A 14,688-nucleotide genomic window follows, 5' to 3' on the forward strand; every position below is an offset into this window, starting at 1 on the left:
TCTCAGGTCGCCGTGGCCTGACGCACGGCGCGCTCCCAGCGCGCCATCGATTCCTCGGCCTGCGCGCGGCCCATGGTCGGCAGGAAGCGGCGCTCCACCTTCCACAGCTTCGAGAGCTGCCGCGCGTCGGTGTAGACGCCCGTCGAGAGCCCCGCGAGGTACGCAGCGCCGAGCGCGGTGGTCTCGATGACTTCGGGCCGCACCACCGGAATGCCCAGCAGGTCCGCCTGGAACTGCATCAGCAGATCGTTGACGCTCGCGCCTCCGTCCACGCGCAACTCGGCGACCGGCTTGCCGCCGGCGGCCACTGCATCGCGGCTCATGGCCTGCAGCAGCGCGGCGCTCTGGTAGGCGATGCTTTCCAGTGCGGCGCGCGCGATGTGCGCGACGGTCGTGCCGCGCGTGAGGCCGGTGATCGTGCCGCGCGCATCGGCGTCCCAGTAGGGCGCGCCGAGGCCGGTGAAGGCCGGCACCATCATCACGCCGCCCGCATCGGGCACGCTCTCGGCCAATGACTGCACCTCCGCGCTGCCCTTGATGGCCTTGAGCCCGTCGCGCAGCCACTGCACGACGGCGCCGCCGACGAACACGCTGCCTTCCATCGCGTACTGCGGCGTCGCATCGACCTGCGCCGCGCTGGTCACGAGCAGGCCGTTGTGCGAGGGCTGGAACGCGGCGCCCGTGTGCATCAGCAGGAAGCAGCCGGTGCCATAGGTGTTCTTGGCCATGCCGGCCTCGAAGCAGGCCTGGCCGAAGAGGGCGCTCTGCTGGTCGCCCGCCACGCCGCCCACGGGCAGGCTGTGGCCGAGCAGCGCGGCATCGGTGTCGACGAAGTGCGAGCTCGAAGGCTGCACCTCGGGCAACAGCGCGGCGGGGATCTTCAGCGCGGCCAGCAGGTCGGCGTCCCACTCGTTCGTGTGCACGTTGAAGAGCATGGTGCGCGAGGCGTTGCTCACGTCGGTCACATGCACCTTGCCGCCGGTGAGCTGCCACATGAGCCAGCTGTCGACGGTGCCGAAGGCCAGTTCGCCGCGCTCGGCCTCGGCGCGCGCGCCGGGCACGTTGTCGAGCAGCCAGCGCAGCTTGGTGCCGGAGAAGTACGCGTCGATCACGAGGCCGGTCTTCTCGCGGATCGTGTCCGTCATGCCTTCGTCGCGCAGTTGCGCGCACAGCGGCTCGGCGCGGCGGTCCTGCCAGACGATGGCGTGATGCACCGGCTGGCCGGTCTTGCGGTTCCACAGCACGGTGGTCTCGCGCTGGTTGGTGATGCCGATCGCGTGGATGTCGGTGGGCTTGAGCTTCGCCTTCACGAGCACTTCGCGCGCGGTGGCGAGCTGGCTGCGCCAGATTTCCATCGGATCGTGCTCGACCCAGCCGGGCTGCGGGTAGATCTGGGTGAGCTCCTTCTGCGCGATGGCGACGATGTGGCCTGCGTGGTCGAACACGATGCTGCGGGAGCTGGAGGTGCCCTGGTCGAGGGCGAGGAGGTAAGTGGTCGTCATTCTTCGAATCTCGTTGCTTGTCTGCTAGTGGCCGCGCGCAATTTCCAGGCGCACTTGCGCCGCATGCAGCAGGTCGGCGAAGGGCGCGGGCGGCGCGGCGTCGGTGAACAGCCGGTCGATCTGCGAGAGCGTGCCCAACTGGATCATCGCGGGCCGGTTGAACTTGCTCGCATCGGCCGCGAGCCACACCTCGCGCGCCTGCGCAATGATGGTCTGCGCGACCTTCACCTCGCGCAGGTCGAAGTCGCGCAGCGACCCGTCGGCCTCGATGCTCGAAACGCCGATCAGCGCGATATCGACCTTGAACTGGCGGATGAAATCGATGGTGGCCTCGCCCACGATGGCGCGGTCGCGCGCGCGCACCGAGCCGCCGGCCACGATCACCTCGCACGAGCTGTTGCCGCTCAGGATGGTGGCGACGTTCAGGTTGTTTGTGATCACGCGCAGGCCCGTGTGGCGCATCAGCGCCTTGGCGATGGCCTCGGTGGTGGTGCCGATGTTCAGGATCAGCGAGCAGTCGTTGGGCACCAGCTCGGCCACGCGCTGCGCGATGCGCGCCTTGCCTTCGGCATTCAGGGTTTCGCGCTGCTGGTAGCCGATGTTCTCGGTGGTCGAACTCGGCATGCGCACGCCGCCGTGAAAGCGCGTGAGCAGCCCCTCGTCGGCCAGCCGCTGCACGTCGCGCCGCACGGTCTGCAGGGTCACGCCCAGCATGTCGGCGAGTTGCTCGACGGTGACGGAACCGCGCGTGCGCACGGTGTCCAGGAGGTTGATCTGGCGCGGGTTGGAATTCACAAAAGCGTCGTGGAGTGCGTAAAGACTGCGGGGAGTGCAGGGGAGGGTACAGGGCGCGTCACTTTAAAGCGAACCAAAACGAACCCGAGTAAGGGAAAACTCGGAGGAAAATCGCGTCAAAAGGAATCCAAATGAAAAAACACGAAAATACAATGGCGCCCTTCAGTGACCAAAGTCACGCTTCTACGGACCCATTGCCTGTGAGCGATTCCTCCTCCAATCCGCCGCTGCCCACCACCGATTGCGACGTGCTGATCGTCGGCGGTGGCATCAACGGCTGCGGCATCGCGCGCGACCTCGCCGGCCGCGGCTGGCGCGTCGTGCTGTGCGAGAAGGACGACCTCGCCTCGCACACGTCTTCCTCCTCCACCAAGCTGATCCACGGCGGCCTGCGCTACCTCGAGTACTACGAGTTCTCGCTGGTGCGCAAGGCGCTGCAGGAGCGCGAGGTGCTGCTCAAGAGCGCGCCGCACATCATGTGGCCGCTGCGCTTCGTGATGCCGCACGACCCCTCGATGCGCCCGGCCTGGATGATCCGCATCGGCCTGTTCATGTACGACCACCTCGCCAAACGCGAAGTGCTGCCGGGCTCGCGCAGCGTCGATCTGCGCAAGCATGCGGCCGGCAAGCCGCTGAAGGACCAGTACAAGCGCGGCTTCGTCTATTCCGACGGCTGGGTCGACGACGCGCGCCTCGTGCTGCTGAACGCGCTCGATGCAAAGGCGCGCGGTGCCGAGGTGCTCACCCGCACCCGCTGCACCCATGCACAGCGCGATGCCGATGGCTGGACCGCCACGCTCGAAAGCCCGCAGGGCACACGCACCGTTCGCGCCCGCGCCGTGGTGAATGCCGCCGGGCCATGGGCCGAATCGTTCTTGCGCGGCGTCGCGCAATCGGCCAAGGGCGAATCGCTGGCCACGAAGAGCCTGCGGCTCGTGAAGGGCAGCCACATCATCGTGCCGCGCCTGTTCGAGCACGACCACGCGTACATCTTCCAGAACCCCGACAAGCGGATCATCTTCGCCATTCCCTACCAGGACGAGTTCACGCTGATCGGCACCACCGACATCGAACTGAACGGCGATGACCCCGGCGCCGCGCGCATTGCGCAGGAAGAGATCGACTATCTCTGCACGCAGGCCAGCCGCTATTTCGAGAAGCCCATCGTGCCGGCCGACGTGGTGTGGACCTACTCGGGTGTGCGCCCGCTGCTGGACGACGCCTCGGGCGACCCTTCGGCGGTCACGCGCGACTACATGCTGGAGTCGAACACCACTGCCGCGCCGCTGCTGTCGGTGTGGGGCGGCAAGATCACCACCTTCCGCAAGCTCGCGGAAGACGCGGCCGACGAGGTCGGCAAGATGCTGGGCCAGTCGAACGCGCAGCGTCCCGCGTGGACCGACGGCGCATTCCTCGCCGGCGGCGACCTCTCGGCGTGGATCGGCGCTGCGAAGCGGCCCGACGACGACTTCGAGCGCTTCGTCTCGGCCGTGCAGGCCAAGTACCCCTGGCTCTACGGCAAGCTCACGCGCCGCCTCGCGCGGGCCTACGGTGCGCGGGTGTCCGAACTGCTCGGCGATGCGAAGTCGCTCGCCGACCTGGGCCCCGCGGTGGCGCCCGACCTGCACGAGCGCGAACTGCGCTTCCTGCAAACCCATGAGTGGGCCGTGAGCTCGGACGACGTGCTCTGGCGCCGCTCCAAGCTCGGCCTGCACTACACGCCGGCCGAGCGCGAACAGGTTGCGGCCTGGCTCCAGGCCAACGCGAAGAACAACGACAAAGTGGAAGTGGAGGTGAGCTGATGCAGCTGACTCTGGAGCGCGTCACCAAGAAGGTCGGCGCGCAGACATGGCTCTATGAACAGGGCATCGCCCCCAAGAGCGGCGCGGTGACCGTGCTGCTGGGCGCCACGCAGGCCGGCAAGACCAGCCTGATGCGCCTGATGGCGGGGCTGGACACGCCGACGACGGGCAGGGTGCTGGTCGACGGCAAGGACGTGACCGGCATGCCGGTGCGCGAGCGCAACGTCGCGATGGTCTACCAGCAGTTCATCAACTACCCCTCGCTCAAGGTGCGCGACAACATCGCCTCGCCGCTCAAGCTGCGCGGCGAGAAGAACATCGATGCGCGCGTGAAGGCGCTGGCCGACAAGCTGCATATCGGCATGTTCCTCGACCGCCTGCCGGCCGAGCTGTCGGGCGGGCAGCAGCAGCGCGTGGCGCTGGCGCGCGCGCTCGCCAAGAACGCACCGCTGATGCTGCTCGATGAGCCGCTGGTGAACCTGGACTACAAGCTGCGCGAGGGCCTGCGCGAAGAGCTCACGCAGCTCTTCGCCACCGGCGACTCGACAGTGATCTACGCGACCACCGAACCCGGCGAAGCGCTGCTGCTCGGCGGCTACACCGCGGTCATGGACGCGGGCGAACTGCTGCAATACGGCCCGACCGCCGAGGTGTTCCATGCGCCGCAATCGCTGCGCGTGGCGCGCGCCTTCAGCGATCCGCCGATGAACCTCTTGGCCGCCAGCGCAAGCGCCGGCCAGGTGCAATTGGCGGGCGGCCCGGCGCTGGCGATGGCCTTGCCCGAAAGCGTGTCGGGCGCGGTCACCGTCGGCCTCCGCGCGAGCGCGCTGAACGTGAATGCGGGCGAGGGCGACATCGCCTTGCCCGGCAAGGTCGAGCTGGCCGAAATCTCCGGCTCCGACACCTTCGTGCACGTGCACACCGCGGTGGGCGAGCTGGTGGCGCAGCTCACCGGCGTTCACCGCTTCGAGCTGGGCGCTTCGATCACGCTGTACTTCAGCGCGTCGCAAGCCTATGTGTTCGATGCCGGCGAAAAGCTGGCGCTCGCGCCTGCATGGCGCAAGGGAAACTGAGATGGCACGCATCGATCTCGACCTGGCCCACGCCTACCGCCCCAACCCGACGCAGGACAGCGATTACGCGCTGCTGCCGTTGAAGATGAGCTTTCGCGACGGCGGCGCCTACGCCTTGCTCGGCCCCTCGGGCTGCGGCAAGACGACCATGCTCAACATCATCTCGGGCCTGCTCGTGCCATCGCATGGCTCGGTGAAGTTCGATGGCCGCGACATGACGCACGCCACGCCGCAGGAACGCAACATCGCGCAGGTGTTCCAGTTCCCGGTGATCTACGACACGATGACCGTGGCCGAGAACCTCGCGTTTCCGCTGCGCAACCGCAAGGTGCCCGAAGACCAGATCAAGAAGCGCGTCGGCGAAATCGCCGAAATGCTCGACATGAGCGGCCAGCTCAACCAGCGCGCGGCAGGTCTTGCGGCCGATGCCAAGCAGAAGATTTCGCTGGGCCGCGGCCTGGTGCGCAGCGACGTGTCAGCCGTGCTCTTCGACGAGCCGCTCACCGTGATCGATCCGCACCTGAAGTGGCAGCTTCGTCGCAAGTTGAAGCAGATCCACCGCGAGCTCAAGCTCACGCTGATCTACGTGACGCACGACCAGGTCGAGGCGCTCACCTTCGCCGAAGAGGTGGTGGTCATGACGCGCGGCAAGGCCGTGCAGGTGGGCAGCGCCGAGGCGCTGTTCGAGCGGCCGGCCCACACCTTCGTCGGTCACTTCATCGGCTCGCCGGGCATGAACTTCCTCTCGGCCACGAGCGCGAACGGCGCGCTCGAAGTGGCAGGTACGCCGCTGGTGCCGACGCGCGAGCTGCCGCAAGGCGCGCTCAAGATCGGCATTCGTCCTGAATACCTGCGGCTGTCGAACGCCGGTGCCGCCGGCGCCGTGCCGGCGGTGGTCAAGCAGGTGCAGGACGTCGGCACGCACGCGATGCTGAGCGCCGAAGTCGACGGCATCGTCGTCAAGGTGCGGCTGCACTCCGACGAGCAGCCGCCTGCAGTCGGAGACACGGTGTGGCTGCGGGTGCTGGACACGCACACCTGCTATTACAAAGACGAGGAACTGGTCGCATGAACGCCACCAACAAGCCGATCAATCAAAAGGCCTGGTGGCTCGTGCTGCCGGTGCTGATCTGCGTGGCCTTCTCGGCCATCGTGCCGCTGATGACGGTGGTCAACTACTCGGTGCAGGACATCATCTCGCCCGAGCGCCGCGTGTTCGTGGGCACCGAATGGTTCGCCGCGGTGATGCGCGACGACGAGCTGCACCAGGCGCTGTGGCGCCAGCTGGGTTTCTCGCTGTCGGTGCTGCTGGTGGAGATTCCGCTGGGCATCGGCCTCGCGCTCTCGATGCCGGCCAAGGGCTGGAAGTCGTCGGCGGTGCTGGTGGTGGTGGCGCTGTCGCTGCTGATTCCATGGAACGTGGTCGGCACCATCTGGCAGATTTACGGCCGCGCCGACATCGGCCTCCTGGGCCATGCGCTGCAGAAGATGGGCGTGGACTACAACTACACCGGCAGCGCGACCGACGCATGGCTCACCGTGCTGGTGATGGACGTGTGGCACTGGACGCCGCTGGTGGCCTTGCTCTGCTACGCGGGCCTGCGCTCCATTCCCGACGCCTACTACCAGGCCGCCCGCATCGACGGCGCGAGCAAGTTCGCGGTGTTCCGCTACATCCAGCTGCCCAAGATGCGCGGCGTGCTGATGATCGCGGTGCTGCTGCGCTTCATGGACAGCTTCATGATCTACACCGAGCCCTTCGTGCTGACGGGCGGCGGGCCAGGCAATGCGACGACCTTCCTGAGCCAATACCTCACGCAGAAGGCCGTGGGGCAGTTCGACCTCGGGCCGGCGGCGGCGTTCTCGCTGATTTATTTCCTGATCATCCTGTTGTTCTGCTTCGTGCTCTACAACTGGATGCAGCGTGTCGGTACGCAAGAAGTGGAGAAAGAACAATGAACGAAAAACGCTTCCACAAGCGCAGCATCTTCCTGGTGCTGTACATCCTGTTCGCGCTGTTGCCCATCTACTGGATGATCAACATGAGCTTCAAGACGAACGAGGAGATTCTTTCGAGCTTCTCGTTCTTCCCGCAGCACCTGACCTGGGCCAACTACGCGCGCATCTTCACCGACGAGTCGTGGTACTCGGGCTACATCAACAGCCTGATCTACGTGGCGATCAACACGGTGATCTCGCTCGCCGTGGCACTGCCGGCGGCCTATGCGTTCTCGCGCTATTCGTTCCTCGGCGACAAGCACGTGTTCTTCTGGCTGCTGACGAACCGCATGACGCCGCCCGCGGTGTTTTTGCTGCCGTTCTTCCAGCTCTACAGCACGGTCGGCCTGATGGACACTCACCTGGGCGTGGCGCTTGCGCACCTGCTTTTCAACGTGCCGCTGGCGGTGTGGATTCTCGAAGGCTTCATGAGCGGCATTCCGCGCGAGATCGACGAGACGGCGTACATCGACGGCTACTCGTTCCCGCGCTTCTTCGCGACGATCTTCCTGCCGCTCATCAAGGCGGGCGTGGGTGTGGCGGCGTTCTTCTGCTTCATGTTCAGCTGGGTCGAGCTGCTGCTGGCGCGCACGCTCACCAGCGTGAATGCCAAGCCCATCGTCGCGACGATGACGCGCACGGTGAGCGCTTCGGGCATGGACTGGGCGACGCTTGCGGCGGCCGGCGTGCTCACCATCGTGCCGGGCGCGATCGTGATCTGGTTCGTGCGTCACTACATCGCGAAGGGTTTCGCGATGGGCCGCGTTTAAGGAGGGCTGGAGATGTTCGACTGGATGGTCTGGACCACCCCGGTGGCCGTGTTCTTCATCTGCATCGCGCTCATGCTGGTCGGCATGACGGTATGGGAATTCAAGTCGCCCACCACGATGCGGCGCGGCTGGCTGCCGATTGCCACCACGCGCGGCGACCGGCTCTTCATCGGCCTGCTGTCGGCGGCCTATGTGAACCTGATCTTCATCGGCCTGGCCGGCAAGTTCCAGGAATGGATGAGCCTGGAGGCGGAGCCCTCGATCTGGATCAGCTTCGTGCTGTCGATGTTCGTGCTGGCCCTTGTGATGCGCAAAGGCTAAACCCTACCAATTTCGCAAACGCGTCCGGCTCTCCGCCTCCCCGGAGCCGCGATGAAAAAACCGGGGAAGCACAACCGAGGAGACACATTCATGAAGATGCGCTACACGGCATTGGCAATGGCAGCGGCGATGTTCGCCGCGCACGGTGCTTGGGCCGCAGAGCCCGAAGCCAAGAAATGGATCGACAGCGAGTTCCAGCCGTCGACCCTGAGCAAGGACCAGCAGGCGGCCGAGATGAAATGGTTCATCGACGCGGCCAAGAAGCTGCAGGCGAAGGGCGTCAAGGAAATCTCGGTCGTGTCGGAGACCATCACCACGCACGAGTACGAATCGAAGACGCTGGCCAAGGCCTTCGAGGAAATCACCGGCATCAAGGTCAAGCACGACCTGATCCAGGAAGGCGACGTGGTCGAGAAGCTGCAGACCTCGATGCAGTCGGGCAAGTCGATCTACGACGGCTGGATCTCCGACTCCGACCTGATCGGTACGCACTACCGCTACGGCAAGATGATGAACCTGACCGACTACATGGCCGGCGCGGGCAAGGAGTGGACCAACCCGGGCCTCGACCTGAAGGACTTCATCGGCACCAAGTTCACCACCGCGCCCGACGGCAAGCTCTACCAGCTGCCCGACCAGCAGTTCGCCAACCTCTACTGGTTCCGCGCCGACCTGTTCGCGCGCAAGGACCTGAAGGACAAGTTCAAGGCCAAGTACGGCTACGAGCTGGGCGTGCCGCTCAACTGGAGCGCGTATGAAGACATCGCCGAGTTCTTCAGCGTCGACGTCAAGACCATCGACGGCAAGCCGATCTACGGCCACATGGACTACGGCAAGAAGGACCCGTCGCTCGGCTGGCGCTTCACCGATGCGTGGCTCTCGATGGCCGGCACCGCCGACATCGGCAATCCGAACGGCATGCCGATCGATGAGTGGGGCATCCGCGTGGCCGACGACAAGTGCACGCCCGTGGGCGCCGCTGTCTCGCGCGGCGGTGCGACCAATTCGCCGGCCGCCGTGTACGCGCTCACCAAGTACATCGACTGGATGAAGAAGTACGCGCCCAAGGAAGCCATGGGCATGACCTTCGGCGAATCGGGCCCGGTGCCGGCGCAGGGCCAGATCGCCCAGCAGATCTTCTGGTACACGGCCTTCACCGCCGACATGACCAAGAAGGGCCTGCCGGTGGTGAACGAGGACGGCACGCCCAAGTGGCGCATGGCGCCCGGCCCGAACGGCCCGTACTGGAAGCAGGGCATGCAGAACGGCTACCAGGACGTGGGTTCGTGGTCGTTCTTCAATGGCCATGACGCCAACAAGACGGCAGCCGCCTGGCTCTACGCCCAGTTCGTGACCTCCAAGAGCGTCTCGCTCAAGAAGACCATCGTGGGCCTGACCCCGATCCGCGAATCGGACATCCAGAGCAAGGCGATGACCGACATGGCGCCCAAGCTGGGCGGCCTGGTCGAGTTCTACCGCAGCCCGGCGCGCGTGGCGTGGACGCCCACCGGCACCAACGTGCCCGACTATCCGAAGCTCGCGCAGCTCTGGTGGAAGAACGTGGCCGAGGCCGTGACCGGCGAGAAGACTCCGCAGAAGGCAATGGACAACCTGGCCGACGAGATGGACGCCGTGATGGCACGCCTGGAACGCGCTGGCATGGCCCATTGCGCGCCCAAGCTCAACGCCAAGGGCGACCCGAACAAGTGGCTGAGCGACCAGCACGCACCGTGGAAGAAGCTGGCCAACGAAAAGCCCAAGGGCGAGACCATCGACTACAACAAGCTGCTGGGTGCCTGGAAGGAAGGCAAGGTGCGCTGAGCGCGCGTCTGCCCGAACTGCCTGATCTCCCAGTGAAAGGGGCCGCGCCGGAGGGTGCGGCCCCTTTTTTGCTAATGGAGCTATCGGGAACAACACGGGTCGCGCGCCCGGCCGTGGGATCGGCGCGACGGCATGACCAATGGCAGATGCGTTTTGCTAATGCTTGGCTTACATTCGACGGCCCTCGAAACCGCCCACCCAGTGACCTTCAGTTCTCCCAGTTCCGCCAGCCCTGCCGCACGTCCCAAACGCGTCCTGGTGATCCACTACTCCCAATCCGGGCAGCTCGACAGCGTCGCCGAGCAGATCGTCGCGCCACTGCGGGCCGACCCGGCCATCGAGGTGCACGAGGAAACCCTGCGTCCGCTGGCGCCGTTTCCGTTCCCCTGGCCCTTCATCACATTCTTCGACGCGTTCCCGGAATCGGCCCACCTGAAGCCGCCGCCGCTCGCGCCGCTCTCGCTCACGGGCGACGAGGATTTCGACCTCGTCATCCTCCCGTACCAGGTGTGGTTCCTGGCGCCATCGCAGCCGGTCACGGCCTTCCTCAAGCATCCGCTGGCCGCACGGCTGCTCCAGGGCAAACCCGTGGTCACCGTCATTGCATGCCGCAACATGTGGCTGCTGGCGCATGAAAAGCTCAAGGGCATGCTCGACGACGTGGGCGCGCGCCTCATCGACAACGTGGTGCTGACCGACCCTGGCCCGACGCTCGCCACCTTCTTCACCACGCCGGCGTGGCTCATATGGGGCCGCAAGCGCGGCTTCTGGGGCATGCCCGATGCGGGGCTCAGTGCTACGCAAATTCGCAGTTCGGGCCGCTTCGGCCGCGCGCTGCGCGATGCGCTGCACGGCGACCTGGAGCGCGGCACCGGGCCGCTGCTGGCGGGCCTCGGCGCGGTGCAGGCCAATGCGCGCCTGCTCATCAGCGAGAAGGCCGGCACCCGCAGCTTTTTCCTCTGGGGCAAGCTCATCATGGCGGCCGGCGGACCCGGCGCCTGGGCGCGCAAGCCGCTGCTGTTGCTCTATGTGGTGTTTCTGCTCGCGCTCATCGTCACGGTCGTGCCGGTGAGCCTGGCGCTGCAGGCGCTTCTGCGACCTTTGTTCAAGGGGTGGCTGACTAAAATGACGGCCCAATTCGAGTGCCCGTCGGGCTCCGCCACGGACCGCTCCCATCTCTATGACGACTGATGTCTTCCTGACCCGCACCGCCGCCTTCCTGCCCTTTTCCCCGGTCAGCAATGAAGACATCGAAGAAGTGCTCGGCCGCATCGGCGGCAAGGCGTCGCGCGCGCGGCGGCTGATTCTTCGCAGCAACGGCATCCAGTCGCGCCACTACGCCATCGACCGCGCGACCGGCCAACTGGCCATGACCAATGCGCAGCTCACCGCCTCGGCCATTCGCGGGCTGGGCGACGACATCGGCCCGGTCGACTGCCTGGCCACCGGCACCTCGCTGCCCGACCAGCTCATGCCCAACCACGCGGTGATGGTGCACGGCGAACTCGGCTGGCCGCGGCTCGAAGTGGTGGCCTGCGCGGGCATCTGCCTCGCGGGCACCGCGGCGCTCAAGCACGCATGGCTCTCGGTGCGCTCGGGCGATGCGCGCCGCGCGGTCGCCACGGGCTCGGAGCTGGCATCGGCCGTGATGCGCGGCTCCCGCTTCGAGGCCGAGCTCGAGCACAAGCTCGAAGCCCTCGAAGAACGGCCCGAGCTGGCCTTCGAGAAAGACTTCCTGCGCTGGATGCTGTCCGACGGCGCCGGTGCGGTGCTGCTGGAGCGCGAAGCCCGCGGGCCGCTTTCGCTGCGCATCGACTGGATCGACCTGTCGTCCGCCGCGCACGAACTGCCGGTGTGCATGTACGCCGGCGCCGACAAGAACGCCGAAGGCGGCCTCGACGGCTGGGCTCGCACCGACGCCGCCGACTGGCACCGCGACTCGACCTTCGCCGTCAAGCAGGACGTGCGCTTGCTCAACGACAACATCGTGCGCGCCACGCTCGCCGAGCCGCTCGCGGCCGTCATCGAGAAGCGCGGGCTCAAGGCGCAGGACATCGACTGGTTCCTGCCGCACCTCTCGTCCAACTATTTCGTCGAGCCCGTGAGCCGCTGCCTCGATGAGATGGGCTTTTCGATTCCGCGTGAGCGATGGTTCAGCAACCTCGCGCGCAAGGGCAACACCGGGTCGGCATCGCCTTACATCATGCTCGACGAGCTGTTCCGTTCCGGGCGCATAAAGCCCGGCCACAAGCTCCTGATGTTCGTTCCGGAAAGCGGCCGCTTCTCCAGCGGCTTCATCCACATGGAAGCGGTGTAGCCATGGATCTAGACGCTGTTCCGCAGGAGGGCAACGCGACCCTCGACGGCCATTCCAAGCTGATGTACGCGCGCGATGCAGAGGGCCGCGTCGTCACGACCACCTCGCGCGGCTGGGAGGCGGAAGAGATCGTCACCAGCCATGCGGTCGACGTGCTGGTCGAGCAGGCGAAGGAAGCGAAAGAGCGGGCGAAGGCCGGCCTCGCATCGCCGCTTGAATACTGGATGTACGAGCGCCGCATGGACGTGGCGCTGCTCTCGCAGACCAGCGGCTTCTGGCAATGGCGCGTGCGGCGCCACCTGCAGCCGCGGCATTTCGCCGCGCTGTCGCAGGCGCACCTGGCGCGCTATGCCGAGGCGCTGGGCCTTCCGATTTCCACCTTGCAGGCCCTGCCGTGAACTTTCAACACCAACAGGCGGCGCACTGCGAAAGCGGCGTCATCTCCAGCCTCATGCGCCACCACGGCGCGCCGATGACCGAGAGCATGGCGCTGGGACTGTCGTCGGCGCTGTCGTTCGCCTACCTGCCGTTCATCAAGCTGTCCGGCCTGCCGCTCATCTCGTACCGCATGCCGCCCAAGGCCATCATCAAGGGCCTGCTGGCGCCGATGGCCGCGCGCTTCAGTTTCGAGACCTTCCGCAGCCCCGAGGCCGGGCAGCAGCGGCTCGATGCGCTGCTGGCCGACGGCCGGCTCGTGGGCCTGCAGACCTCGGTGTACTGGCTGCCGTACTTTCCGCCGAACATGCGCTTTCACTTCAACGCGCACAACCTCCTGGTCTACGGCAAGGACGGCGACGACTACCTCATCAGCGACCCGGTGTTCGAGGAGCCCGTGCGCTGCGCGAGCGCCGACCTCTCGCGCGCGCGCTTCGCCAAGGGCGTGCTCGCGCCCAAGGGCCTCATGTACTACCCGCAGGCCATCGATCGAAAGGCGGTCGATCCGGCCTCGGTGACCAAGGCCATCCGCAAGACGGTGCGCAACATGCTCGCGCCAATTCCCATCGTCGGCGTGCGCGGCATGCGCACGCTGGCCAACCGGATGCAGCGGCTGTCGGCAACCGATCCGCGCAGCGTCGATTTCATCGGCCACCTGGTGCGCATGCAGGAAGAAATCGGCACGGGCGGCGCGGGCTTTCGCTTCATCTACGCGGGCTTCCTGCAGGAGGCCGCGCAACTGCTCGGCAAGCCGCAGCTCACGCAGATGTCGGAGCGGCTCATTGCCATCGGCGACGACTGGCGTGCCTTCGCGCTCAAGGCGGCGCGCATGGTGAAGGGGCGAGAACCCGTCGATCCGGCCGCGCTCGCGGGCAAGCTGCGTGAGCAGGCGCAGCAGGAAGAGACCTTCTTCCGCGATCTGAAGGCTGCCGTCGCCTGAACAATGCTTGAGCTGAAGCATCTCGGACACCGCTACCCGCACGCCACGGCCCCCGCGCTGGCCGATGTCTCGCTCGCCGTGCCGCGGGGCTGCGTGCTGGGGCTGCTCGGTCCGAACGGCGCGGGCAAGACCACGCTGATCTCGCACCTCTCGGGCGCGCTCGCCGTGCAATCGGGCGAGATCCTGATCGACGGCAGGCTGCTGCAGCAGGTGCGCGCGAAAACGCCGACCCGCATCGCGGTCGCGCCGCAGGACCAGGCGTTCTATTCGATGCTCACGGTGGCCGAGAACCTCGCCTGCTTTGCCGCGGCGAGCCGGCTCTCCGGTGCGCGGAAGCGCGAGCGGATCGACGCCTGCATGCGCTTCTCGCAGCTCGAGTCGTTCGCTGGCGTGCGCGCCGACCGGCTGTCGGGCGGCCTCAAGCGTCGGCTGAACCTTGCCATCGCGTTGCTGCCCGAGCCCGAGCTCATGCTGTTCGACGAGCCGACCGTCGGCGTCGATCCGCAGTCGCGCGCGTTCATCCTCGATGCCATCAAGAGCCTTGCGCAAGCGGGTGCGGCGGTGATCTACGCCTCGCATTACATGGAAGAGATCGAGGCCATCGCCGACCGCGTGGCCATCCTCGACCATGGCCGCGTACTGCGTGAAGGGTCTCTCGACGATCTGCTGTCCAGGAGTGCGATGCTTCTCACGCTGGCCGCCGACGGGCTCGATGTGGACATGTTGTCGCGCTTCGGCACGGTGGAGCAGGGGGCCGCGCAGTGGCGCATCCACCTGAACCCCGGCAGCGGCCCCGGCCCGGTGCTGGCGGCACTCGAAGCCTCGGGCATCGCGGTGCGCCACGCCGAGTTCGGCCGGCATGACCTCGAGCAACTCTTCATGGCACTGACCCACCGCTCATTGCGAGATTGACC

Annotated in this window: 14 protein-coding genes; 12 read left to right on the forward strand and 2 right to left on the reverse strand. The window is 66.4% G+C overall.

The genetic code is table 11. The annotated features are described in order from the left end of the window. Nucleotides 1-2: 2 nt before the first annotated feature. Both glpK and QF040_RS01890 read right to left on the reverse strand, forming a co-directional pair. Nucleotides 3-1,502: a glycerol kinase GlpK gene (gene glpK / locus QF040_RS01885; protein WP_429609564.1), complete on the reverse strand. Its 1,500-nt coding sequence runs from the start codon at nt 1,500-1,502 to the stop codon at nt 3-5. 24 nt (nt 1,503-1,526) lie between these two features. Next, the gene (locus tag QF040_RS01890; protein ID WP_013540663.1) at nt 1,527-2,297 is read right to left on the reverse strand and encodes a DeoR/GlpR family DNA-binding transcription regulator; all 771 of its coding nucleotides are present in this window, start codon (nt 2,295-2,297) and stop codon (nt 1,527-1,529) included. 131 nt (nt 2,298-2,428) lie between these two features. On the opposite strand from QF040_RS01890, the gene glpD reads away from it, so the two are divergent. From glpD to QF040_RS01950, 12 genes are all read left to right on the forward strand, one after another. Further along, nucleotides 2,429-4,099: a glycerol-3-phosphate dehydrogenase gene (glpD, locus tag QF040_RS01895; protein ID WP_429609565.1), complete on the forward strand. Its 1,671-nt coding sequence runs from the start codon at nt 2,429-2,431 to the stop codon at nt 4,097-4,099. Beyond that, nucleotides 4,099-5,172, forward strand: coding sequence for an ABC transporter ATP-binding protein (locus tag QF040_RS01900; RefSeq protein ID WP_429609566.1), 1,074 nt, complete (start codon nt 4,099-4,101; stop codon nt 5,170-5,172). Before glpD ends, QF040_RS01900 begins: the two co-directional genes overlap by 1 nt. A gap of 1 nt (nt 5,173) precedes the next feature. Then, complete coding sequence (locus tag QF040_RS01905; RefSeq protein ID WP_429609567.1) at nt 5,174-6,244, forward strand: ABC transporter ATP-binding protein; 1,071 nt, start codon at nt 5,174-5,176, stop codon at nt 6,242-6,244. Then, nucleotides 6,241-7,131, forward strand: a complete 891-nt coding sequence (locus QF040_RS01910) for a carbohydrate ABC transporter permease (RefSeq protein ID WP_429609568.1) — start codon at nt 6,241-6,243, stop codon at nt 7,129-7,131. The genes QF040_RS01905 and QF040_RS01910 overlap by 4 nt, the downstream gene beginning before the upstream one ends. Further along, the gene (locus tag QF040_RS01915) at nt 7,128-7,940 is read left to right on the forward strand and encodes a carbohydrate ABC transporter permease (RefSeq protein WP_013540668.1); all 813 of its coding nucleotides are present in this window, start codon (nt 7,128-7,130) and stop codon (nt 7,938-7,940) included. The genes QF040_RS01910 and QF040_RS01915 overlap by 4 nt, the downstream gene beginning before the upstream one ends. 12 nt (nt 7,941-7,952) lie before the next feature. After that, complete coding sequence (locus QF040_RS01920; protein ID WP_013540669.1) at nt 7,953-8,261, forward strand: DUF2160 domain-containing protein; 309 nt, start codon at nt 7,953-7,955, stop codon at nt 8,259-8,261. A gap of 90 nt (nt 8,262-8,351) precedes the next feature. Continuing rightward, nucleotides 8,352-10,082 carry an ABC transporter substrate-binding protein gene (locus tag QF040_RS01925; RefSeq protein ID WP_013540670.1) on the forward strand — a complete coding sequence of 577 codons (1,731 nt, stop codon included), beginning with the start codon at nt 8,352-8,354 and terminating at the stop codon, nt 10,080-10,082. 159 nt (nt 10,083-10,241) lie between these two features. Further along, nucleotides 10,242-11,273, forward strand: a complete 1,032-nt coding sequence (locus QF040_RS01930) for a dialkylrecorsinol condensing enzyme (protein ID WP_429609570.1) — start codon at nt 10,242-10,244, stop codon at nt 11,271-11,273. Next, nucleotides 11,263-12,399, forward strand: a complete 1,137-nt coding sequence (locus tag QF040_RS01935) for a beta-ketoacyl-ACP synthase III (RefSeq protein ID WP_429609571.1) — start codon at nt 11,263-11,265, stop codon at nt 12,397-12,399. The genes QF040_RS01930 and QF040_RS01935 overlap by 11 nt, the downstream gene beginning before the upstream one ends. Before the next feature lie 2 nt (nt 12,400-12,401). Continuing rightward, complete coding sequence (locus tag QF040_RS01940) at nt 12,402-12,797, forward strand: hypothetical protein (protein ID WP_429609572.1); 396 nt, start codon at nt 12,402-12,404, stop codon at nt 12,795-12,797. Further along, nucleotides 12,794-13,774, forward strand: a complete 981-nt coding sequence (locus QF040_RS01945) for a BtrH N-terminal domain-containing protein (protein WP_429609573.1) — start codon at nt 12,794-12,796, stop codon at nt 13,772-13,774. The genes QF040_RS01940 and QF040_RS01945 overlap by 4 nt, the downstream gene beginning before the upstream one ends. 3 nt (nt 13,775-13,777) lie before the next feature. Continuing rightward, nucleotides 13,778-14,686 carry an ABC transporter ATP-binding protein gene (locus QF040_RS01950; RefSeq protein ID WP_429609574.1) on the forward strand — a complete coding sequence of 303 codons (909 nt, stop codon included), beginning with the start codon at nt 13,778-13,780 and terminating at the stop codon, nt 14,684-14,686. Nucleotides 14,687-14,688: the final 2 nt, after the last annotated feature.

Source organism: Variovorax sp. W2I14, from assembly GCF_050435205.1.
Lineage (GTDB): Bacteria > Pseudomonadota > Gammaproteobacteria > Burkholderiales > Burkholderiaceae_C > Variovorax > Variovorax paradoxus_C.

Bases quoted from the DNA above. Each gene is read 5' to 3' on its own strand.
- QF040_RS01915 (WP_013540668.1), top strand. From the start codon at position 7,128: ATGAACGAAAAACGCTTCCACAAGCGCAGCATCTTCCTGGTGCTGTAC.
- QF040_RS01905 (WP_429609567.1), top strand. From the start codon at position 5,174: ATGGCACGCATCGATCTCGACCTGGCCCACGCCTACCGCCCCAACCCG.
- QF040_RS01925 (WP_013540670.1), top strand. From the start codon at position 8,352: ATGAAGATGCGCTACACGGCATTGGCAATGGCAGCGGCGATGTTCGCC.
- QF040_RS01935 (WP_429609571.1), top strand. From the start codon at position 11,263: ATGACGACTGATGTCTTCCTGACCCGCACCGCCGCCTTCCTGCCCTTT.
- QF040_RS01910 (WP_429609568.1), top strand. From the start codon at position 6,241: ATGAACGCCACCAACAAGCCGATCAATCAAAAGGCCTGGTGGCTCGTG.
- glpK (WP_429609564.1), bottom strand. From the start codon at position 1,502: ATGACGACCACTTACCTCCTCGCCCTCGACCAGGGCACCTCCAGCTCC.
- QF040_RS01950 (WP_429609574.1), top strand. From the start codon at position 13,778: ATGCTTGAGCTGAAGCATCTCGGACACCGCTACCCGCACGCCACGGCC.
- QF040_RS01930 (WP_429609570.1), top strand. From the start codon at position 10,242: ATGCTTGGCTTACATTCGACGGCCCTCGAAACCGCCCACCCAGTGACC.
- QF040_RS01940 (WP_429609572.1), top strand. From the start codon at position 12,402: ATGGATCTAGACGCTGTTCCGCAGGAGGGCAACGCGACCCTCGACGGC.
- QF040_RS01900 (WP_429609566.1), top strand. From the start codon at position 4,099: ATGCAGCTGACTCTGGAGCGCGTCACCAAGAAGGTCGGCGCGCAGACA.
- QF040_RS01920 (WP_013540669.1), top strand. From the start codon at position 7,953: ATGTTCGACTGGATGGTCTGGACCACCCCGGTGGCCGTGTTCTTCATC.
- glpD (WP_429609565.1), top strand. From the start codon at position 2,429: ATGAAAAAACACGAAAATACAATGGCGCCCTTCAGTGACCAAAGTCAC.